The sequence below is a fragment of the Streptomyces ortus genome (assembly GCF_026341275.1).
In the GTDB taxonomy this organism is placed as follows: domain Bacteria; phylum Actinomycetota; class Actinomycetes; order Streptomycetales; family Streptomycetaceae; genus Streptomyces; species Streptomyces ortus.
Genome location: NZ_JAIFZO010000002.1, coordinates 1,090,704 through 1,110,246, shown reverse-complemented (window position 1 = coordinate 1,110,246; position 19,543 = coordinate 1,090,704). Strand labels below are relative to the sequence as shown.

19 protein-coding genes are annotated in these 19,543 nt (G+C 70.2%); 15 read left to right on the top strand and 4 right to left on the bottom strand.

All coding sequences use genetic code 11. The features are described 5' to 3' along the window. Positions 1-67: 67 nt before the first annotated feature. On the bottom strand, positions 68-931 hold the full coding sequence (locus K3769_RS08170) for an AAC(3) family N-acetyltransferase (protein WP_267025760.1): 864 nt from the start codon (positions 929-931) through the stop codon (positions 68-70). Between the two features lie 160 nt (positions 932-1,091). Between K3769_RS08170 and K3769_RS08165 the strand changes: the two genes are divergently transcribed. From K3769_RS08165 to K3769_RS08130, 8 genes are all read left to right on the top strand, one after another. Beyond that, positions 1,092-1,880 carry a helix-turn-helix transcriptional regulator gene (locus K3769_RS08165; RefSeq protein WP_267025759.1) on the top strand — a complete coding sequence of 263 codons (789 nt, stop codon included), beginning with the start codon at positions 1,092-1,094 and terminating at the stop codon, positions 1,878-1,880. Beyond that, positions 1,877-3,301 carry a Fe-S cluster assembly protein SufB gene (gene sufB, locus K3769_RS08160; protein ID WP_107017660.1) on the top strand — a complete coding sequence of 475 codons (1,425 nt, stop codon included), beginning with the start codon at positions 1,877-1,879 and terminating at the stop codon, positions 3,299-3,301. Before K3769_RS08165 ends, sufB begins: the two co-directional genes overlap by 4 nt. 65 nt (positions 3,302-3,366) lie before the next feature. After that, positions 3,367-4,545 carry a Fe-S cluster assembly protein SufD gene (gene sufD, locus K3769_RS08155; protein ID WP_267025758.1) on the top strand — a complete coding sequence of 393 codons (1,179 nt, stop codon included), beginning with the start codon at positions 3,367-3,369 and terminating at the stop codon, positions 4,543-4,545. Next, positions 4,545-4,892, top strand: coding sequence for a non-heme iron oxygenase ferredoxin subunit (locus tag K3769_RS08150; RefSeq protein ID WP_267025757.1), 348 nt, complete (start codon positions 4,545-4,547; stop codon positions 4,890-4,892). Before sufD ends, K3769_RS08150 begins: the two co-directional genes overlap by 1 nt. 7 nt (positions 4,893-4,899) lie before the next feature. Next, positions 4,900-5,664 (top strand): Fe-S cluster assembly ATPase SufC, encoded by a 765-nt coding sequence (gene sufC / locus K3769_RS08145; protein ID WP_210883727.1) that lies wholly within the window; start codon positions 4,900-4,902, stop codon positions 5,662-5,664. Continuing rightward, on the top strand, positions 5,661-6,935 hold the full coding sequence (locus K3769_RS08140; RefSeq protein ID WP_372514890.1) for a cysteine desulfurase: 1,275 nt from the start codon (positions 5,661-5,663) through the stop codon (positions 6,933-6,935). Before sufC ends, K3769_RS08140 begins: the two co-directional genes overlap by 4 nt. 15 nt (positions 6,936-6,950) lie before the next feature. Beyond that, on the top strand, positions 6,951-7,418 hold the full coding sequence (gene sufU, locus K3769_RS08135; protein WP_267025756.1) for a Fe-S cluster assembly sulfur transfer protein SufU: 468 nt from the start codon (positions 6,951-6,953) through the stop codon (positions 7,416-7,418). After that, the gene (locus K3769_RS08130; RefSeq protein WP_107017666.1) at positions 7,415-7,747 is read left to right on the top strand and encodes a metal-sulfur cluster assembly factor; all 333 of its coding nucleotides are present in this window, start codon (positions 7,415-7,417) and stop codon (positions 7,745-7,747) included. The genes sufU and K3769_RS08130 overlap by 4 nt, the downstream gene beginning before the upstream one ends. A gap of 84 nt (positions 7,748-7,831) precedes the next feature. Here the strand turns inward: K3769_RS08130 and K3769_RS08125 are convergent, their stop codons facing one another. Next, positions 7,832-8,698 carry an AbfB domain-containing protein gene (locus K3769_RS08125; RefSeq protein WP_267025755.1) on the bottom strand — a complete coding sequence of 289 codons (867 nt, stop codon included), beginning with the start codon at positions 8,696-8,698 and terminating at the stop codon, positions 7,832-7,834. 490 nt (positions 8,699-9,188) lie between these two features. Between K3769_RS08125 and dapD the strand changes: the two genes are divergently transcribed. The 3 genes from dapD to K3769_RS08110 all read left to right on the top strand — a co-directional run bounded on the left by dapD (position 9,189) and on the right by K3769_RS08110 (position 12,440). Next, on the top strand, positions 9,189-10,178 hold the full coding sequence (gene dapD, locus K3769_RS08120; protein WP_267025754.1) for a 2,3,4,5-tetrahydropyridine-2,6-dicarboxylate N-succinyltransferase: 990 nt from the start codon (positions 9,189-9,191) through the stop codon (positions 10,176-10,178). A 460-nt stretch (positions 10,179-10,638) separates the two neighbouring features. Next, positions 10,639-11,220, top strand: coding sequence for a SigE family RNA polymerase sigma factor (locus K3769_RS08115; protein ID WP_267031289.1), 582 nt, complete (start codon positions 10,639-10,641; stop codon positions 11,218-11,220). Next, a complete protein-coding gene (locus tag K3769_RS08110) occupies positions 11,217-12,440 on the top strand; it encodes a WD40 repeat domain-containing protein (RefSeq protein ID WP_267025753.1) in 1,224 nt (407 codons plus the stop codon). Before K3769_RS08115 ends, K3769_RS08110 begins: the two co-directional genes overlap by 4 nt. Here the strand turns inward: K3769_RS08110 and dapA are convergent. After that, positions 12,437-13,363 (bottom strand): 4-hydroxy-tetrahydrodipicolinate synthase, encoded by a 927-nt coding sequence (gene dapA, locus K3769_RS08105; protein WP_267025752.1) that lies wholly within the window; start codon positions 13,361-13,363, stop codon positions 12,437-12,439. The genes K3769_RS08110 and dapA overlap by 4 nt on opposite strands. A 149-nt stretch (positions 13,364-13,512) precedes the next feature. Between dapA and K3769_RS08100 the strand changes: the two genes are divergently transcribed. The 4 genes from K3769_RS08100 to K3769_RS08085 all read left to right on the top strand — a co-directional run bounded on the left by K3769_RS08100 (position 13,513) and on the right by K3769_RS08085 (position 17,412). Beyond that, positions 13,513-13,926, top strand: a complete 414-nt coding sequence (locus K3769_RS08100; protein ID WP_267025751.1) for a phage holin family protein — start codon at positions 13,513-13,515, stop codon at positions 13,924-13,926. Beyond that, the gene (locus tag K3769_RS08095) at positions 13,923-14,384 is read left to right on the top strand and encodes a DUF3618 domain-containing protein (RefSeq protein WP_267025750.1); all 462 of its coding nucleotides are present in this window, start codon (positions 13,923-13,925) and stop codon (positions 14,382-14,384) included. Before K3769_RS08100 ends, K3769_RS08095 begins: the two co-directional genes overlap by 4 nt. A 246-nt stretch (positions 14,385-14,630) precedes the next feature. Beyond that, positions 14,631-16,250 carry an MFS transporter gene (locus tag K3769_RS08090; protein WP_372514889.1) on the top strand — a complete coding sequence of 540 codons (1,620 nt, stop codon included), beginning with the start codon at positions 14,631-14,633 and terminating at the stop codon, positions 16,248-16,250. A gap of 145 nt (positions 16,251-16,395) precedes the next feature. Beyond that, on the top strand, positions 16,396-17,412 hold the full coding sequence (locus K3769_RS08085) for an AsnC family transcriptional regulator (protein WP_267031287.1): 1,017 nt from the start codon (positions 16,396-16,398) through the stop codon (positions 17,410-17,412). 94 nt (positions 17,413-17,506) lie between these two features. Here the strand turns inward: K3769_RS08085 and K3769_RS08080 are convergent, their stop codons facing one another. After that, a complete protein-coding gene (locus tag K3769_RS08080) occupies positions 17,507-19,339 on the bottom strand; it encodes a DUF8508 domain-containing protein (RefSeq protein WP_267025749.1) in 1,833 nt (610 codons plus the stop codon). Between the last annotated feature and the right edge of the window lie 204 nt (positions 19,340-19,543).

Genomic DNA, 19,543 nt, shown 5'->3' with positions numbered 1-19,543 from the left:
GGCGGCCTCACTTCGCATGGTCGCCAAGTCTAGGGACGGCCGGGCGGGCGCATGAGGGCGGGGCGCGTCACGGGCGGGGCGGGGCGGGGTGTGGGAGGGAGCGTGGGTGGGGCACGTCGTTCGTGATCCACTCCTCGCGCGAACGGTGCACCGCGAGCCACCGCTGCGCGTAGGCCACCGCGTCCGCCAGCGGGAACAGCCGGGTGTCCGCCGCGCCCACCCGGCCGCGTACGACAGGGCGGTCGCGCTCGAAGTCGGCGCCCAGGGTGTCGAACTCGTCCGAGCTGATCGAGACCTCCGTGACGCTCTCCCACCGGGGCCCCTCCGGAGTGCGGACCGGCCGTCCCACCTCGACGCGGGGTGCGGGTATCCGGTACTCGGCGAGGTGGAAGCCGGTGCAGGTGTCATACCCCGCGCCCAGCATGAGGATCCGGGCGCCGCGCTCCTCCAGGCGCGCCAGCGGGCTGTGCTCGCCGAGGCGGCAGTCCGGCGCGTGGCCCTCGACGACCGCCGCCGCGGCCGGGCCGACGGCCGCGAAGGAGGTCTGCGGATGCGCGCTGCGCAGGGCGCCGGGCCAGCGGCGCACGGTCTCCGGGACCACGCCCACCCCACGTGAGGGCGTCACCAGCGGGTCGTACGGGGGCATCGTGGCGCGGATCGCCGGCCACCACTCCTCGGGCACGGGCGGGTTGCTCCACAGGGCCGGGTCGGAGAGGTCGCCGGACTGGGTGGGGACCACGAGCGTGCCGTCGGGTCCGAGTGCGTCCAGGAGTCCCTGGACGGCGGCGACCGCTCCTCCGTTGACCCATCCGAGGGAACGGAGCGACGCGTGGACGAGGAGCGTCTCGCCGGGGCGTACGCCCAGTGCGCGCAGGTCCGTGGCGAGGGTGGCGCGGGTGACCAGAGGGCCGGTGGGAGGGGGTGTCGGCATGGTTCACCAGTCTTGCCGTCCGCCTCGGGCCGCGCCACCGAATTGATCGATCAAAGATCGTTCCCGCAGGTCAGATTAGGTTCACCTAAGTGATGCAGCGCACCCCATCGGTCGCGGGCACGGCTTGTCACTCTCTGAGGAATTACGCAACAATGGTGTTGTGAAATACGTCGGCGAGGCTCGGGAGACCCCCACGGGGGCCCCTCAGGAGGAACTCGCGAGCGGGGAGCGCTCCACGCGCAACCGGGTCGCGCGCTCCATCCTGGACCACGGCCCGTCGACCGTGGCCGATCTCGCCGGACGGCTGGGACTCACCCAGGCGGCCGTGCGCAGGCACCTCGACGCCCTCGTCTCCGACGACGTGGTGGAGCCCCGCGAGCAGCGGGTCTACGGCGCGCGCACGCGCGGACGGCCCGCCAAGGTGTTCGCCCTGACCGACTGCGGCCGGGACGCCTTCGACCAGTCCTACGACCAGCTCGCCGCGGACGCCCTGCGCTGGATCGCCGACCGTGAGGGCGGGGAGGGGGCGCTCGTCGCCTTCGCCCGCGCCCGGATGGCCGCCCAGGCCGGCGCCTACCGCGAGGCGGTCGAGTCCGCCACCCCCGAGAAGCGCGCCGAAGCCCTGGCCAAGGCCCTGAGCGCGGACGGGTACGCTGCTACGGCGCGCAGCGCACCGGTCGGTGAGCAGCTCTGCCAGCACCACTGCCCGGTCGCCCATGTGGCCGAGCAGTTCCCGCAGCTGTGCGAGGCGGAGACCGAGTTCTTCTCCCAGCTGCTGGGTACGCACGTGCAGCGGCTGGCCACCATCGCCCACGGCGACGGCGTCTGCACGACCTTCATCCCCAAGAACTCCCCCGCCCCGAAGATTTCCAAGGCTCCACCAGTCTCCACGCCCGCCAAGACCACTGACAACGCATCCGCACGTACCGCCGGGAGGAACCCCGCATGACGCTCCCCATCGAGGAGACCGCCCACCCCGAGCTCGAGGGTCTGGGCAACTACGAATACGGCTGGGCCGACTCCGACGTGGCTGGTGCCTCTGCCAAGCGCGGTATCAACGAACACGTCGTCCGGGACATCTCCGCCAAGAAGAACGAGCCGGAGTGGATGACCAACCTCCGTCTCAAGGGCCTGCGCCTGTTCGGCAAGAAGCCCATGCCGAACTGGGGCTCGGACCTCTCCGGCATCGACTTCGACAACATCAAGTACTTCGTGCGCTCCACGGAGAAGCAGGCGCAGTCCTGGGAGGACCTGCCCGAGGACATCAAGAACACGTACGACAAGCTCGGCATCCCCGAGGCGGAGAAGCAGCGCCTCGTCGCCGGTGTCGCGGCCCAGTACGAGTCCGAGGTCGTCTACCACCAGATCAACGAGGAGCTGGAGGCGCAGGGTGTCATCTTCATGGACACCGACACCGCGCTGAAGGAGCACCCGGAGCTCTTCAAGGAGTACTTCGGCACCGTCATCCCGGTCGGCGACAACAAGTTCGCGTCGCTGAACTCCGCGGTGTGGTCCGGCGGCTCGTTCATCTACGTGCCGAAGGGCGTGCACGTCGAGATCCCGCTCCAGGCCTACTTCCGTATCAACACGGAGAACATGGGCCAGTTCGAGCGGACTCTGATCATCGTCGACGAGGGTGCCTACGTGCACTACGTCGAGGGCTGCACCGCCCCGATCTACAAGTCGGACTCGCTGCACTCCGCGGTCGTCGAGATCATCGTCAAGAAGGGTGGACGCTGCCGTTACACGACCATCCAGAACTGGTCGAACAACGTCTACAACCTGGTCACCAAGCGCGCCGTGGCGTACGAGGGCGCGACCATGGAGTGGATCGACGGCAACATCGGCTCCAAGGTCACCATGAAGTACCCGGCCGTCTACCTGATGGGCGAGCACGCCAAGGGCGAGACCCTCTCCATCGCCTTCGCGGGCGAGGGCCAGCACCAGGACGCCGGTTCCAAGATGGTCCACATGGCGCCGAACACCTCGTCGAACATCGTGTCGAAGTCCGTGGCGCGCGGCGGCGGCCGTACGTCCTACCGCGGTCTCGTCGAGATCGGCGAGGGCGCCCACGGCTCGAAGTCGAACGTCCTGTGCGACGCGCTGCTCGTCGACACCATCTCCCGCTCGGACACGTACCCCTACGTGGACGTCCGCGAGGACGACGTGTCCATGGGCCACGAGGCGACCGTCTCCAAGGTCTCCGACGACCAGCTCTTCTACCTGATGAGCCGCGGCCTCTCCGAGTTCGAGGCGATGGCCATGATCGTGCGCGGCTTCGTCGAGCCCATCGCGAAGGAGCTGCCCATGGAGTACGCGCTGGAGCTCAACCGGCTGATCGAGCTGCAGATGGAAGGCGCGGTCGGCTAGGACCCGCACTCCGGAGCAGTCGCAGGTTTCTGACGTAGACGTAGGAAGAGAGCAGACCGACAGCCATGGCTGAGGCTCAGAACATCCCCGTGGGCTCCACCACCGCGGGCCAGATCGCGGTGGCCGCCGAGTCGACCGTCGCCACGCGCATGAGCGCGCCCCCGTCCTTCGACGTGGCGGACTTCCCCGTCCCCCACGGCCGTGAGGAGGAGTGGCGGTTCACCCCGCTGGAGCGGCTGCGCGGGCTGCACGACGGCACCGCGGTCGCCACCGGCGACGGCGTGAAGGTCGACATCGACGCGCCCGAGGGCGTCACGGTCGAGACCGTCGGCCGTGACGACGAGCGGCTCGGCCGGGCGACCCCGGTCGACCGCGTCGCCGCCCAGGCCTACTCGGCGTTCGAGAAGGCCGGTGTGGTCACCGTCCCCAAGGAGACGGTCCTCACCGAGCCGATCCGCATCGCCGTGCACGGCGCGGGCGGGGTCGCCTACGGCCACCAGGTCATCGAGCTGGGAGCCTTCGCCGAGGCCGTCGTCGTCATCGACCACACCGGTGACGCCGTCCTGGCCGCCAACGTCGACTACGTCCTGGGCGACGGCGCCAAGCTCACCGTCGTCTCCGTCCAGGACTGGGACGACCAGGCCGTCCACGTCGGCCAGCACAACGCGCTGGTCGGCCGTGACGCCACCTTCAAGTCCTTCGTGGTCACCTTCGGCGGCGACCTCGTACGCCTCCACCCGCGGGTCGCCTACGCGGGACCCGGCGGCGACGCGGAGCTGTTCGGCCTGTACTTCACGGACGCCGGCCAGCACCAGGAGCACCGCCTGCTGGTCGACCACAACACCCCGCACTGCAAGTCGAACGTCGCCTACAAGGGCGCGCTCCAGGGCGACGGCGCCCACGCGGTGTGGATCGGCGACGTCCTCATCGAGGCCGCCGCCGAGGGCACGGACACCTACGAGATGAACCGCAACCTCGTGCTGACCGACGGTGCCCGGGTCGACTCCGTGCCGAACCTGGAGATCGAGACCGGCGAGATCGTCGGCGCCGGACACGCCTCGGCGACCGGCCGCTTCGACGACGAGCAGCTCTTCTACCTGATGGCCCGCGGCATCCCGGCCGACGAGGCCCGCCGTCTGGTGGTCCGCGGCTTCTTCGCCGAGCTGGTCCAGCAGATCCGCGTCCCCGACATCCAGGAACGCCTCCTCGCCAGGATCGACGAGGAGCTGGAGGCGTCCGTCTGATGACTGCCGCCGACCGTGCTCAATACCTGCGGGCCTGTGGGCTGAGCGAGCTGGAGGAGGACACCCCGAAGCGGGTGGAACTCGACGGCACGCCGGTCTCGGTCGTGCAGACCGAGGGGGAGGTGTTCGCGATCCACGACATCTGCTCGCACGCGAACGTCTCGCTCTCCGAGGGCGAGGTGGAGGACTGTCAGATCGAGTGCTGGCTGCACGGCTCCGCGTTCGACCTCAGAACCGGCAAGCCGTCCGGCCTCCCCGCGACGCGCCCCGTCCCCGTATACCCCGTAAAGATCGAAGGGGGCAGCGTCTTCGTTGACGTACGCGCCCGCCTCACCCAGGAGTCCTGAGGAACCCATGGCAACGCTTGAAATCCACGACCTGCACGTCACCGTCGAGGCCGACAACGCCACGAAGGAGATCCTCAAGGGCGTCGACCTCACCGTGAAGCAGGGCGAGACGCACGCCATCATGGGCCCGAACGGCTCCGGCAAGTCGACTCTCGCCTACTCGCTCGCGGGACACCCGAAGTACACGATCACCGGCGGCACCGTCACCCTCGACGGCGAGGACGTCCTGGAGATGTCCGTCGACGAGCGCGCCCGCGCGGGCCTGTTCCTGGCGATGCAGTACCCGGTCGAGGTGCCCGGTGTCTCCGTCTCCAACTTCCTGCGCACCTCCGCCACCGCGATCCGCGGCGAGGCCCCCAAGCTCCGCCTGTGGATCAAGGAGGTCAAGGAGGCCATGCAGCGGCTGAACATGGACCCCGCCTTCGCCGAGCGCAACGTGAACGAGGGCTTCTCCGGCGGCGAGAAGAAGCGCCACGAGATCCTTCAGCTGGAGCTGCTCAAGCCGAAGATCGCGATCCTCGACGAGACCGACTCCGGTCTGGACGTCGACGCCCTGCGTGTCGTCTCCGAGGGCGTCAACCGCGTCCGTGAGAGCGGCGAGGTCGGCACCCTGCTGATCACGCACTACACGCGCATCCTGCGCTACATCAAGCCCGACCACGTGCACGTGTTCGCGAACGGCCGCATCGCCGAGTCCGGCGGCGCCGAGCTCGCCGACCAGCTTGAGGCCGAGGGCTACGACAAGTACGTGAAGGGTGGCGCATCAGCGTGACGCAGTCGCCGGGCCTCCTCACGGGTACACCTCAACTGCTCGACGAGGCGATCCGTAAGGACTTCCCCATCCTGGACCGCCAGGTCCACGACGGTAAGAAGCTCGTGTACCTGGACAACGCGGCGACCTCGCAGAAGCCGCGCCAGGTGCTGGACGCACTCAGTGGTTACTACGAGCAGTACAATGCCAACGTCCACCGCGGTGTGCATGTGCTCGCGGAGGAGGCCACGGCGCTGTACGAGGGCGCGCGCGACAAGGTCGCCGCGTTCATCAACGCACCGAGCCGCGACGAGGTCATCTTCACGAAGAACGCCTCCGAATCGCTCAACCTCGTGGCCAACATGCTCGGCTGGGCCGACGAGCCCTACCGCGTCGACCACGAGACCGAGATCGTCATCACGGAGATGGAGCATCACTCCAACATCGTGCCGTGGCAGCTGCTCGCGCAGCGCACCGGCGCGAAGCTGAAGTGGTTCGGCCTCACCGACGACGGCCGGCTCGACCTGTCCAACATCGACGAGGTCATCACCGAGAAGACGAAGATCGTGTCCTTCGTGCTGGTGTCGAACATCCTGGGCACGGTCAACCCGGTCGAGGCGATAGTGCGCCGAGCGCAGGAGGTCGGCGCGCTGGTCTGCATCGACGCCTCCCAGGCCGCCCCGCACATGCCGCTGGACGTGCAGGCCCTGCAGGCCGACTTCGTGGCCTTCACCGGCCACAAGATGTGCGGCCCGACCGGCATCGGCGTCCTGTGGGGCCGCCAGGAACTGCTGGAGGACCTGCCCCCGTTCCTCGGCGGCGGCGAGATGATCGAGACGGTGTCGATGCACTCGTCGACCTACGCGCCCGCCCCGCACAAGTTCGAGGCGGGCACCCCGCCGATCGCCCAGGCGGTCGGTCTCGGTGCGGCCATCGACTACCTGAGCGCGATCGGCATGGACAGGATCCTCGCCCACGAGCACGCGCTCACCGAGTACGCGGTGAAGCGGTTCGCCGAGGTCCCGGGCCTGCGCATCATCGGCCCGACGACCGCCGAGGACCGTGGCGCGGCGATCTCGTTCACGCTGGGTGACATCCACCCGCACGACGTGGGTCAGGTTCTCGACGAACAGGGCATCGCGGTCCGGGTCGGACACCACTGCGCGCGGCCGGTCTGCCTGCGGTACGGAATTCCTGCGACCACGCGAGCGTCGTTCTATCTGTACTCCACGCCGACCGAGATCGACGCACTGGTCGACGGCCTGGAGCACGTACGGAACTTCTTCGGCTGAGGAGCTGGCTGAGTCGTGAGGCTTGATTCGATGTACCAGGAAGTCATCCTGGACCACTACAAGCACCCCCACGGGCGCGGTCTGCGGGACGGCGACGCCGAGGTGCACCACGTCAACCCGACGTGCGGCGACGAGATCACCCTGCGGGTGAAGTACGACGGCACGACGATCAGTGACGTCTCGTACGAGGGCCAGGGCTGCTCCATCAGCCAGGCCTCCGCCTCCGTGCTGAACGATTTGCTCGTGGGCCGGGACCTGGCTGAGGCGCGGAGGATCCAGGAGACCTTCCTGGAGCTGATGCAGTCCAAGGGTCGTATCGAGCCGGACGACGCGATGGAGGAGGTCCTGGAGGACGCGGTCGCGTTCGCCGGGGTCTCCAAGTACCCCGCCCGCGTGAAGTGCGCGCTGCTGAGCTGGATGGCCTGGAAGGACGCGACGGCCCAGGCCCTGGGCGAGGCCGGCGCCGAGAGGAAGACGGCATGAGCGAGACCATCGAGATGAAACCGGCCTCCGAGGAAGAAGTCCGCGAGGCGCTGTACGACGTCGTCGACCCCGAGCTGGGCATCGACGTCGTCAACCTCGGACTGATCTACGGGATCCACATCGACGACGCGAACATCGCGACGATCGACATGACCCTGACGTCGGCGGCGTGTCCGCTCACCGACGTCATCGAGGACCAGGCCAAGTCCGCCACGGACGGCATCGTGAACGAGCTCCGCATCAACTGGGTGTGGATGCCGCCGTGGGGCCCGGACAAGATCACGGACGACGGCCGTGACCAGCTCCGGGCGCTGGGCTTCAACGTCTGAGCGCGTCCGAGCGTATGTGTGTGCGGCCCCCGGCGAATGCGCCGGGGGCCGCGTGCGTGCTGCGTCAGCCGAGTGTCGTGCGGCTCAGCCCAGGCCCTTGACCAGGCGGAACGCCGAGTCGGCCTGGTAGGCACGGCTGTTGTCGTACGGGTCCAGGCGGAGCCGGAAGTCGCGGTGGCGCAGGAACCGGCCGCGGTAGTTGACCGACTCCAGCATGACGGCGCCGGAGAACGCCGACGGACGCGGACAGAAGGTGGCGTCCTTCTTGAAGAGCTCGGAGCCGTCTCGGCGGTCGGCGCGCAGTTGGAACTGGGAGTGCCGCAGATAGCGGCCGTTCCCCAGCGAGAACGAGACGCAGTCGGCGTCGGCGAGGCCCGGGACCAGCTTGAAGGAGGTCCCCTGCCTGCTCCAGGAGGAGCTGCCCGGGTCCACCCGGTCGAGCCCCACGTAGTCGCGGTCGAGGCGCCAGTAGCGGTCGGGGTAGTTGACCGCCTGGACGGACTTCCGCGCGGACGACGGCTTGGCCGCCGGCGGTTTGCCGCCGGACGCGGACTTCGACCTGGACGCCGACGGCTTCGGTACGGGACCGGCGCCGCCCTGCGGCTCGGCGGGCGGGGCGGATTTGTCCGGGGTGCTCCCCGAGGGCGAGGGGGCGGCGAGCCCGCTCTTCCCGCTGGGAGCGGTGGCGGCGACGGGCGGCGCGGCGACCAGCGGCTCGTCCTTGACGGAGGTGTTCTCCGTCCGGTCCTTCGACGAGGTGTCCCTGTCCTCGTCCAGCACGGTGACCGCGGTGACCGTGGAGGCGAGGACGGCCAGCAGCAGCGCTCCGGCCAGCCAGAGCCGGCGGGTGCCGGGGATGGGGGACTGGTCCAGGGTCTCGCCGGTCTCCCACACCTTCGGGAGGTGGTGAGGGGACGGGGCGGGAGCGGACTCGGTGTTTCTGTCGGGCATGCGCGGTTCCCCCCGGCGTCGCCGATGGCGGACGCGGTTCGGTCATTGGTCGTGGCACATGGGGCGGCGGAGGTCGCGGGCACACGGGACGGCCATGGCCGGGCGGTCCGTGTGCGCGACGAGGGGAACCCTAGTGGAACTCGTGCGGGTCGAGTAAGCGTTCCTGAGAGCGGTTTCTGCCTGAACTGACGGCGAAGGCCATCGAGTTGGCGGCGGGCGCCGGGCTCGGCGGCCGGGAAAGATAGTTCAAGGCTTAAGGATTCGAGATCAGGGCCCTGAGGAGGGGGTCCGGGCGCCCGAGGGGGGAAGCCGGGGCGCCGGTGGGGGAGTTTCCATCACGGCCGGAAGATTTCCCTGGGGCTGGGGCTGGGGCTGGGGCTGAGGGCTGGGGGCTGGTGCTGAACCTGGGCCGGTCGCGCGGGTGGCCGGTACCTGAGACGGGGGGTGCGCTGGTTGGCTCGGGCGGGGTCGGCCACGTTAGGTTTCTGTCATGACCGACACCACTGCTACACGCACCACCGGCGCCGTTGCCGCCGGGCTCGCCACGATCACCGCCGACGGCACGATCCTCGACACGTGGTTCCCGGCCCCCGAACTGGCCGTCGAACCGGGCCCCTCCGGCACCGAGCGGCTGCCCGTCGAGCGTGCCGTGGAACTGCTCGGCGAAGGTGCCGTGAAAGCGGTCGGCCCGGACGCCCGCCGGGGTGTCGAGGTGGTCGCGGTCCGCACGGTCATCGCCTCGCTCGACGAGAAGCCGGTCGACGCGCACGACGCGTACCTGCGGCTGCACCTGCTCTCGCACCGGCTGGTGAAGCCGCACGGGCAGAGCCTGGACGGCCTCTTCGCCCACCTCGCCAATGTCGCCTGGACCTCGCTCGGTCCGGTGGCCGTGGACGACGTGGAGAAGGTACGGCTGAACGCCCGTGCCGAGGGGCTGCACCTGGCGGTGACGTCCATCGACAAGTTCCCGCGCATGACGGACTACGTGGCCCCCAAGGGTGTGCGGATCGCCGACGCCGACCGGGTCCGCCTGGGGGCGCACCTGGCCGAGGGCACCACGGTCATGCACGAGGGCTTCGTGAACTTCAACGCCGGCACGCTCGGTACGTCGATGGTCGAGGGCCGCATCTCCGCGGGCGTCGTGGTCGGTGACGGCTCGGACATCGGCGGCGGCGCGTCCACGATGGGGACGCTGTCGGGTGGCGGCAACGTCCGCATCACGATCGGGGAGCGGTGCCTGATCGGGGCGGAGGCGGGGGTCGGTATCGCCCTCGGGGACGAGTGCGTGGTGGAGGCGGGGCTGTACGTCACGGCCGGTACGCGTGTGACGATGCCCGACGGGCAGATCGTCAAGGCGCGTGAGCTGTCCGGGGCGTCGAACATCCTGTTCCGGCGGAACTCGGTCACGGGGAAGGTCGAGGCTCGGCCGAACAACGCGGTGTGGGGTGGGCTGAACGAGGTTCTGCACAGCCATAACTGAGCTGTGCGGGGGTTTTGACGTGAACGCCCTTTCGCCGGTGCCCGGCGGGAGGGCGTTCGTCGTGCGCGGGCGGTGGGTGGGGCGGTTGCGCAGTTCCCCGCGCCCCTTGGTGGGTGGGGGTGCTGGGGGGTGTCTTGTGCGGGTGCGCTGGGGCCGAGCGCGCAGTTCCCCGCGCCCCTGGGGTGGGTGGGGCGCCGTGGGGTGTCCTGTGCGGGTGCGCTGGGGCTGAGCGCGCAGTTCCCCGCGCCCCTAAAGACCAAAAAACAGGGGCGCAGCCCCGTGTTTAGGGGCGCGGGGAACTGCGCGGCCAACACCAGCGCACCCGCACGTGTCACGGCCCTCACCCCTTCAGGGGCCCACCGGGGGAGGAATCCTGGGTGTCGAGGCATAGCGGGGGGTCGGTGCAGGCGTCAGTACAGGTGGGAGCGGGGGAGACGCCCGCGGGGAAGAGACGGTGACGATGGATGCCCAGGGGCACGAGGCGTTCAGGGAGTTCGTGGAGAACAGGTCGACGGCGCTGCTGAAGACCGCCGTGCTGCTCAGTGGCGGCGACCGCCACGCGGGCGAAGACCTGTTGCAGAACGCGCTGATCAAGGCGGCCGGACGATGGCACCGGATCGACGAGCCGGAGGCGTACGTACGTCAGATCCTGTACCGGCAGCAGGTGAGCCGATGGCGGCTGAAGTGGCGCCGGCGGGAGCTGACCGTCGCCGAGCCACCAGAAACGGCGGACGGCGCGACCGGCCGGACGGCGGACGCCGCGGACGCCGCCGCCGCGACCGAGCTGCGGATCCTGATGCGCGGAGCGCTCGCCCGGCTCACCGCCCGGCAGCGGACCGTGCTCGTCCTGCGGTACTTCGAGGACCTGCCGGAGGCCGACGTGGCCCGGATCCTCGGCTGCTCGGTCGGCACCGTGCGGTCCACGACCCACCGTTCGCTCGCCAGGCTGCGCGCGCTCGCGCCGGAGCTGACCGCACTCGGTCCGGCCGACGCCGAACAGAGCCCTTCCCGCGACTTCTCGCCCGTGGAGGTACGTCCGTGAACGTCGACGAACTGGTGCGTGACACGCTCCGTGAGACCGCGGCGGACACGGTGTCCGTCCCGGCGGGCTTCGCCGACCGGGTGCTGGCCGTCCGGCGGCGCCGCCGGAACCGCAGGATCGTGGCGACGGCCGGCGTCACCGCCGCCGTGGTGGCGGTCGCGGTGGCCGTCCCGCTGCTGGACGGCGGGGACGAGGTGCGGCCGGCGAGCCGTATGAACAGCAGCGACATCATCGGTCACCCCGACCAGTCGCCCCCGAAGGACCTGATCGCGGCGGGGGACACCGTGCTCGCCGCCTTCCAGGTCAGCAAGGGCGTCAAGCAGGACAACGGGGACATCGTCCACACCCCCACCTACGGGTTGCTGAACCAGAAGACCGGCAAGTACGAGAAGACCAAGAAGTGGGCGTTCCTGGACGTCGCGCCCGGTTCGCGCACGGCCGCCGTGCTGGAGCGGGAACTGCCGGCCGACCGCATCGGGCTGCTCGACCTGATCACCGGCAAGGTGGACCGCTGGATTCCCGTGGACCACGGAGTCGGCGGCGTCGCCTTCTCGCCCGACGGCAGAAAACTCGTGGCGACCACGTATGCGAAGAACCCGAGCCGCTACCTGGCGGACAAGCCGGTGAACGTCAACGGCAAGGACGAGCCCGGACCCGTGCCCAGCAGGACCGGCTTCACCATCGTCGACGTGGCCTCCGGCACGTCCGACTGGCACAAGGTCCCGCTGGTCAAGGACGAGTTCGGGTTCTCGACGATGAACAGCCGCGAGGACTTCGACTGGAGTCACGACGGCTCGCTGGTCTACACCCACCTCACCTCGGAGCCCTTCCGCCAGTACTACGACCTGAACGGCGACAAGGCGGCCGTGCCCGCGAACGAGAAGTACCTCAGCTATCCCGAGGCGGGGCTCTCGCCCAACGGGAAGCTCGCGGCCGGGGAGTTCGCCGGAAGCGGCAAGGAGATCGCCGTGGCGGTCAACGACGCCAGGACGGGGAAGCGTGCGTACAAACTGCCGGCACAGCAGCTTCTCGCCTGGGCCGACGACAAGCGGCTCATCGCCTGGGGCTGCGACCCGGAGAAGTGCTCGGGCAAGGGCGAGTTCCGCAACCAGTTGCTGCTCGTGACCATCGGTACCAACCAGGTCGTACCGCTCAGCGACTTCCGCAGGGCGAGCGACGACTACCCCGGCCGGTGGAGTCCGATCTTCAGCACGCGTTAGCCCGCGGCGACACCGGCCATCGCGGAGTACGCCGTCAGCAGCCCGTCGACCGTTTCCCGGCCGGCGGGCCGCAGCGGTGCCCGCACCGGACCGGCCGGCAGCCCGAGGGCGTTCAGCAGTGCCTTCGTCGTCACCGTGCCGGGAAGCCCGGAGGCCATCATCAACTCGGTGAGCTGGATGGCGTGTTGCTGCAAGCGGGCTGCCTCGCCCGTCCGGCCCCCGTCGAACGCGTCGATGATCGAACGGAAGTGACGTGGCATCACATTGGCCACCGTGCTGATGTATCCGGCGCCGCCGATCGCGTACAGGGCGAGTACGTATTCGTCGCAGCCCGTGTAGTACGCCAACTCCGTTGCGGCCAGCACCTTCTGCGTGCCCAGCAGGTCGTAGGCGCAGTCCTTCACGGCCACGATCCGCGGATGCTCCGCCAGCCGCACCATCGTCTCCGGCTCGATGCGGGTCCCGGTGCGGCCCGGGATGTCGTACAGCGCGAGCGGTAGTCCGCAGGCGTCCGCGATCGTCCGGAAGTGTTCCTCGACGGCGTCCTGCGGGGGTCTGCTGTAGTAGGGCGTCACGGCCAGCAGGCCGTCCGCGCCCGCCTTCTCGGCCGCCAGCGCGAGCCGGACGGAGTGACGGGTGTCGGCCGTCCCGATGCCCGCGACGATCGAAGCGCGGCCTCCGACGGCCTCCGCCACCGCCCGCACCAGCGCGGACTTCTCCGCGTCCGTCGTGGTCGGTGACTCCCCGGTGGTCCCGGACAGCACCAGCCCGTCGCAGCCCTCGGAGACCAGCCGCTCGGCCATCCGTTGAGCGCCGTCCAGGTCGAGCAGCCCCTCCTCGGTGAAAGGGGTCACCATCGCGCACAGGGCGCGGCCGAAGGGGCGGGAGCGGGGGCGGAGGGGTGGCGGTGAGGTCGTGGTCATGGGAGCAGTCTCGGGCTGCCCACTCGGAAGCTCCACTTAATTCTTCTGTGGCATATAAGTAAGGGGTGCTACTGGATCGGTGCCGGGGGGTAGTGGCGGCTCAGCCGGGTACCCGGGCGTTCCCCCCGGACGAAAGGAGGCGGAACGCCATGACCGGGACCACGGACCGGCGGCCGGACGAGCAGCACTCGGTGGGTGAACTCGTCGGGCAGGCCACAGAACAGCTTTCCGAACTCGTACGACAGGAAGTGCGGCTCGCCAAAGAGGAGCTGACCGAGAAAGGGCGGCGCGCGGGGCGCGGCGGCGGGTTGCTCGGCGCGGCCGGTGCCGTCGCCTACGTGGGGTTGATGGCCCTTGCGGCGACCGGCGCGGTCGCGCTCTCCCTGGTGCTGCCCGTGTGGGCGGCGGCGCTCATCGTCACGGCCGTGCTCTTCGTGGTCGCGGCCGTACTGGCGAAGACCGGCCGTTCGCAGCTCGGCCGCGCCACCCCTCCGATGCCCGAGGAGACGCTCGACAGCGTTCGGGCCGACGTCGACGAGATCAAGGAAAGGGCGCACCGATGAAGGACACGAACGAGCCGGTGGAGATCGGCGGGGCCTCGGACCAGCCGGCCGCCGGGACCGAGGGGCCGGCGGAACTGCGGCGCCAGATCGAGGAGACCCGTACGCAGCTCGGCGACACGGTCGAGGAGCTGGCGGCGAAGGCCGATGTGAAGGCCAGGGCCAAGGTCAAGGGCGATGAGCTGAAGGACAAGGCGGCCGAGGCGGGGCAGGTCGTGCAGGGCAAGGCGGTCCAGGCCGGCCATGTCGTGCAGGAGAAGGCGACCGTGGCCGGGCACGTCGTGCAGGAGAAGGCCGCGGAAGCGGGGCACGTCGTGCAGGACCGCGTACCCCAGCCGGTGCTCGACGGCGCGACCGCCGCCATCCGGGCCGGACGGCGCAACCCCAAGGCCGTACTGATCGCCGCGGCCGGAGTGGTGGTCGTGACCGTGCTGCTGCGGCGCCGCAACGGCCACCGCTGAGCCGACCGAGGGGGCCGGCGGGCGGAGGGGAAAAGCGTGGTGAGTGGCGGGGCCGGGTTACCCGGCCTCGCCACTCCTTGTGTCGGGCGGTCGTGTCGGGTGGTTCGGAAATCCTCGCGGAACACGCCTCCGATGTCGGATTACCTCGATATCGGGACCGTGGCTGGGCCCGCATCGGCGGTGACGCCGAAGGTGGGCGCGGTAACAGCCGAACGCGGCGTACGGCGCCGCGAGGGGGAGAGTTCCGTGAACGTCACCACTACCGACAGCGTCCCGCAGGGCCGACGGGCGGCTACGCTCGTGATGGCCTGCGTGGGCGTGTTCGTCGCCTATCTGCCGGTGACCACCGTCTCGGTGAGTCTGCCGGCCATCCAGCGGGCGATGCACGCGTCGACCGCCCAGCTGGCCTGGGTGTCCGACGCGTTCGTCCTGCCCATGGCCGCCCTCATCCTCACCGCCGGAGTCGTCGGTGACGTCCATGGCCGCAAGAAGGTCTTCCAGGCGGGCCTGGCGTTCTGTGCCGCGGGCGCGGCCGTCGCCCTGTCCGCCCAGTCGGTCGAGGTCCTCTGGATCGGCCAGGCCCTCGCGGGCACCGGGGCCGCGGCACTGCTGCCCACGACCCTGGCACTGATCAGCCACGCGGTCCCCGACCACCGGGAACGCGGCAAGTTCATCGGCCTGTGGGCGACGTCCCTCCTGTCGGCCCTGGCCCTCGGCCCGATCATCGCCGGGCTTGTCCTCGAACACGTTTCCTGGCGGTGGATCTACCTGCCGGCGGTTCCCGCCTCGGTCGTCGCCATGGTCTGCGCGGCCCGGCTGCTGACCGACTCCCGCGCCGCCGGCTCGCGCAGACTGGACTGGCCCGGCCAGCTCACCGCCGCCCTGGCGATCACCGCACTCGTCTACGGAGTCATCGAGGGCGGCGCCGAGTCCTTCACGGACGCCAAGGTGCTGCTGGCCCTGTTCACGGCCGTCGCCGCCGGAGTCGCCTTCGTACTGGTGGAGCGGCGCAGTGACAGTCCGATGCTGGACCTGAAGCTGTTCCGCAGCGCGGCCTTCAGCGCCACCACCCTGGTCGCCATGATCAGCTTCCTGGGCCTGATCGGGTTCTTCTTCGCCCTCAGCCTCTACTTCGGCATGGTCCAGCAGCTCAGCACCCTGGAAGCGGGCGCCCGGCTGGTGACGGTCAGCCTCATGGCCATCCTGGTGGGAGCGCCGGTCGGCCGCCTGATGCACCGGGTGTCGGCACGTCTGCTGATCACCGGCGGGCTGCTCGTCAGCGCGGGTGCCCTGCTGTCCCTGACCACCATCGACGCCGACACCTCGTACGTATCGCTGGTCTGGCGGCTGGCACTGCTGGGTCTCGGCATGGGACTGGTCATCACGCCCATGACCGCCACCGCGGTCGCCTCCGTACCGCACCACCTCGCGGGCATGGCCGCCGCCGGGAACAACGCCTTCCGGCAGGTCGGCGGCGCCCTCGGCCCCGCCGTCCTCGGCGCCCTGCTCACCAGCAGGGCCACCGGCTCCCTGTCCGGACACCTCGCCGAGGCGGGCCTGACCGGCCCTCAGCGCCGGAGCGTCCTCGCGGCCGTGGACGAGGGCGGACTCGGCGCGGTCGCGCGGCTGGACCTGGGCCCGGCCCAGGGGCGCGCCCTGGGCGCGCTGTCCGAGGCCTTCCTCGACGGCCTCCACCTGTGCCTGATCGTCTCCGCGCTGCTGACCCTGCTCGCCGCGGCGGTCGCGGCCGTCCTGCTGCGTGGCCCACGGCAACGGCAGCAGCGGACGACGACGCCCGTGGCCGGATCCGGCTCGGGTGCCGGGACCGGAACCCGATCGCCGGTGGGGATGAACCCCGAGCGGTGATCCGGCGTCTTACCGGGTGCCCTCCGTGGGGACGGGATGGGCGCCGGTGCGAGGCCCGGACCCGGGAACACACTCCTGGGTCCGGGCCTCATGCCTGCTCCGCCGGCACCCCCTCGGTGGGATGATCGTCGACGGTTCCCCGTCCATGCCGTCCTGGCCCAAGAGCGGAAGCGCGCCCGTGGAGTCCCGCACGACCGACCCCCTCGACCCTCTCGACCTGAAGCTGCTGCAGGCGCTCCAGCTGGACGGCCGCGCGCCGTTCAGCCGTCTCGCGGACGTCCTGGGCGTCTCCGACCAGACCGTCGCGCGACGCTACCGCCGCCTGCGCACCACGACGGGCCTGCGCGTACTCGGCATGACCGACGAGAGCCGGCTGGGCAGACAGAGCTGGGTGGTCCGGCTGCGCTGCACGCCCGACGCCGCGGAACAACTGGCCGCCGCACTTGCCCGGCGCCCCGACACCTCGTACATCGGGCTGTTCTCGGGAGGCACCGAGCTGATGTGCGCGATGAAGCCGCGGTCCAGCCAGGAACGGGACGAACTGCTCTTCGACCGGCTGCCGCGCACTCCGCGCGTCATCTCGGTCAGCGCGCACTGCCTGCTGCACTCCTACTACGGCGGACCGCTCGGCTGGCTCAACAAACTGCGGGCCCTGGACCCCGACGAGGAGGCCGCTCTGACCCCGCCGCCCGTCGGGACGCCCACCGATCCCGTCACCCTGGACGCGCAGGACGAAACCCTGCTCGCCGTGCTCCGGCGCGACGGCAGGACCCCGCTCACCGAACTGCAGACGAGCACCGGGCAGACGGAGTCGGCGGTCAAACGACGCCTGGACCGGCTGCGCGCCTGCGGGGTGCTCTACTTCGACGTACAGCACGACGGGCAGTCCCTGGGGCACTCCACCCACGCCATGCTCTGGCTCACGGTGGCCCCCGCCGCCCTCGCCGAGGTCGGGCGCGCGCTGGCGGGACATCCCGAGGTCGGCTTCGCCGCGGCCGTCACCGGGCAGGCCAACATCGTCGCCGCCGTCCTGTGCCGCGACACCGGCGCCCTGTACACGTATCTGAGCGAGCGCATCGGGGTCCTCGACGGCGTCCAGGCCGTGGAGACCGTGCTCACCCTGCGTCAGATCAAACAGCTCGCCTACGAACCCGGCCGCTGACAGCCCACCGGTTCGCCCGCGGACACGACCGGGCCCGGCCCCGCTGACACCGGGGCCGGGCGTCGCGACGCCGCGGAGATCCATCAGAAGCGCCCTAGGGGCGGAAGCGCAGCACCTGCGGGTCGTGGTCGCTGATCTGGTCGGAGAACTCCGCGTTGATGTGCACGCTGTCGTACGTGAAGTCGCGGTCCTTGCGGATCGAGGGGCTGATCAGGATCTGGTCGAGGACCTGGCTGTTGCCCTGGTAGTCGTAGCTGTAACGCTCGCTCGCCGGCAGGGACTTGACCGCCGACCACAGGGCGCCGTCGGTCTCCAGGAGCTTCGCCGTCCGCGAGAACTCGAAGTCGTTGATGTCGCCCAGCGTGACGACGTCCGCGGTGCGCTGCTTGGCCAGGATGTCCTTGACGAAGGCGTTCACCGCGCTCGCCTGGAGGTGGCGCTGGGTCTCCGAGCTGCGCGCCGGCGGCTGGAACTGCGAGTGCAGGGACTGGTCGCCGCCCTTCGACGCGAAGTGGTTCGCGATCACGAAGACCGTCTCGCCGCGGAAGGAGAACTCGCCCGCGAGCGGTTTGCGGCTGTTCGTCCAGGCCGCGTTCGCCGGGTCGATACGGCCCGGAGAGGCCGTCAGACGGGCCTTGCCGCGCACCTTCGTGACGCCGACGGCGGTGGTGGCGTCGCCGCCCGCGCGGTCGACGAAGGAGACCCGCGCCGGGTTGTAGAGGAACGCCTGGCGGATGTTGCCGCCCGGCTCACCGCCGTCCGCGAGGTCCACCGGGTCGATGGACCGCCACTCGTAGGCCGGTCCGCCCGCGGCGGTGATCGCGTCGGTCAGCTTCTTCAGCGTCAGGTCGGCGGCGACCGTACCGTCGTTCGTCGCGCCGTTGTTGTCCTGGATCTCCTCCAGGGACACGATGTCGGGCGACTGCAGGTGGTCCACGATCGCCGCCGCGTGATCGGCGAACGTACCGTCCGCCGGATCGAGGTTCTCGACGTTGTACGTGGCGACCGCCAGCTCCGTGCGCGACTGCCTGCGGGTCGTCTCGCGCTCCAGGCCGCCGGCCTCGACCGTGCCGAGGGTGCGGGCGGTCAGCGTGTAGCCGCCGAACTGGTTGTAGTCGAGCGGGCCCTCGGTGGTGCCCTTCAGGGTGTCCCCGACGTTCGCCGTCGGGAACGGCTGCGTGGCGGTCGGGATCAGCGACTGGATCTGCAGCCGGCCGGTGTTCTGCGAGGAGTACGAGCCGTAGACCGTGCCGCCGCGGCGGTTCGGGTTCTCGTGCGGCTTGACCGTCACCCACAGTTCCGAGTACGGGTCGGTCGCGGTCACCACGCGCGACGAGCCGATCGCGACGTTCATGCCCTCCAGGGACTCGTAGAAGTCGAGGGCGTACTTCTTCGGCCGCAGCGTGAGGCCGTTCGTCGAACCGCCCGCCGCCGTGTCGCCCTCGGGCGCGTACGCGGCCGGTACGGAACGGGCGTCGACCACGGTGGCTGCGGGCAGCGCGTTGCCGCTCGACACGACCGTGACCGTCGGACGGGTGATCTCGGTGACCGACTGGTTGCCGGTCGAGGCACCGCCCGGTACGAACTCCGTGACCGTGCCCGAGACGGTGACCGAGTCGCCGGCGGCGACCTTCGGCGTGGAGCTGGTGAAGACGAAGACGCCCTCACTGGTGGCCGGGTCGCCGTCCGCCGACGGGCCCTGGATCCAGAAACCGCGGGACGAACCGTAGGTCCGTACGCCCGTGACGATTCCGGCCACATCCGTGACCTGCTGACCCGCGAGCGGGGACGTCCGGGTGGAGCCCTGGATGTCGTGGACGGCCACGGGGTCGGCGTGGGCGGGCGAGGCGACGACCACCGAGGAGACCGTGGAACAGACGGCGGCGACAGTGAGCGCGGCGATGCGTGCGGAAGACTTGCTCGGCAACGAAATCCCTCCGGGGACGTGCGTGGGCGCCGGGACGAGGGTGCGGTCCATGCTATCTACGCGCGTCAATCTCGTGTCTGGTCAGGCCACTTGTCAAGGTTTCCTGGCCGAACACTTCTGACAGGTTCATGAACCGGGCGGCATGGGCCCAAATCCGTCTAGGCTGAGGCTGCGTCTTCGGGGCGGCCGGAGGGTGCTCTCCCC

Coding starts and splice junctions, on each gene's coding strand:
- K3769_RS08170 (WP_267025760.1), bottom strand. CDS start 931: ATGCCGACACCCCCTCCCACCGGCCCTCTGGTCACCCGCGCCACCCTC.
- K3769_RS08085 (WP_267031287.1), top strand. CDS start 16,396: ATGCCGTCCTGGCCCAAGAGCGGAAGCGCGCCCGTGGAGTCCCGCACG.
- sufC (WP_210883727.1), top strand. CDS start 4,900: ATGGCAACGCTTGAAATCCACGACCTGCACGTCACCGTCGAGGCCGAC.
- K3769_RS08125 (WP_267025755.1), bottom strand. CDS start 8,698: ATGCCCGACAGAAACACCGAGTCCGCTCCCGCCCCGTCCCCTCACCAC.
- dapA (WP_267025752.1), bottom strand. CDS start 13,363: ATGACCACGACCTCACCGCCACCCCTCCGCCCCCGCTCCCGCCCCTTC.
- K3769_RS08150 (WP_267025757.1), top strand. CDS start 4,545: ATGACTGCCGCCGACCGTGCTCAATACCTGCGGGCCTGTGGGCTGAGC.
- K3769_RS08115 (WP_267031289.1), top strand. CDS start 10,639: ATGGATGCCCAGGGGCACGAGGCGTTCAGGGAGTTCGTGGAGAACAGG.
- K3769_RS08100 (WP_267025751.1), top strand. CDS start 13,513: ATGACCGGGACCACGGACCGGCGGCCGGACGAGCAGCACTCGGTGGGT.
- sufD (WP_267025758.1), top strand. CDS start 3,367: ATGGCTGAGGCTCAGAACATCCCCGTGGGCTCCACCACCGCGGGCCAG.
- dapD (WP_267025754.1), top strand. CDS start 9,189: ATGACCGACACCACTGCTACACGCACCACCGGCGCCGTTGCCGCCGGG.
- K3769_RS08095 (WP_267025750.1), top strand. CDS start 13,923: ATGAAGGACACGAACGAGCCGGTGGAGATCGGCGGGGCCTCGGACCAG.
- K3769_RS08130 (WP_107017666.1), top strand. CDS start 7,415: ATGAGCGAGACCATCGAGATGAAACCGGCCTCCGAGGAAGAAGTCCGC.
- sufB (WP_107017660.1), top strand. CDS start 1,877: ATGACGCTCCCCATCGAGGAGACCGCCCACCCCGAGCTCGAGGGTCTG.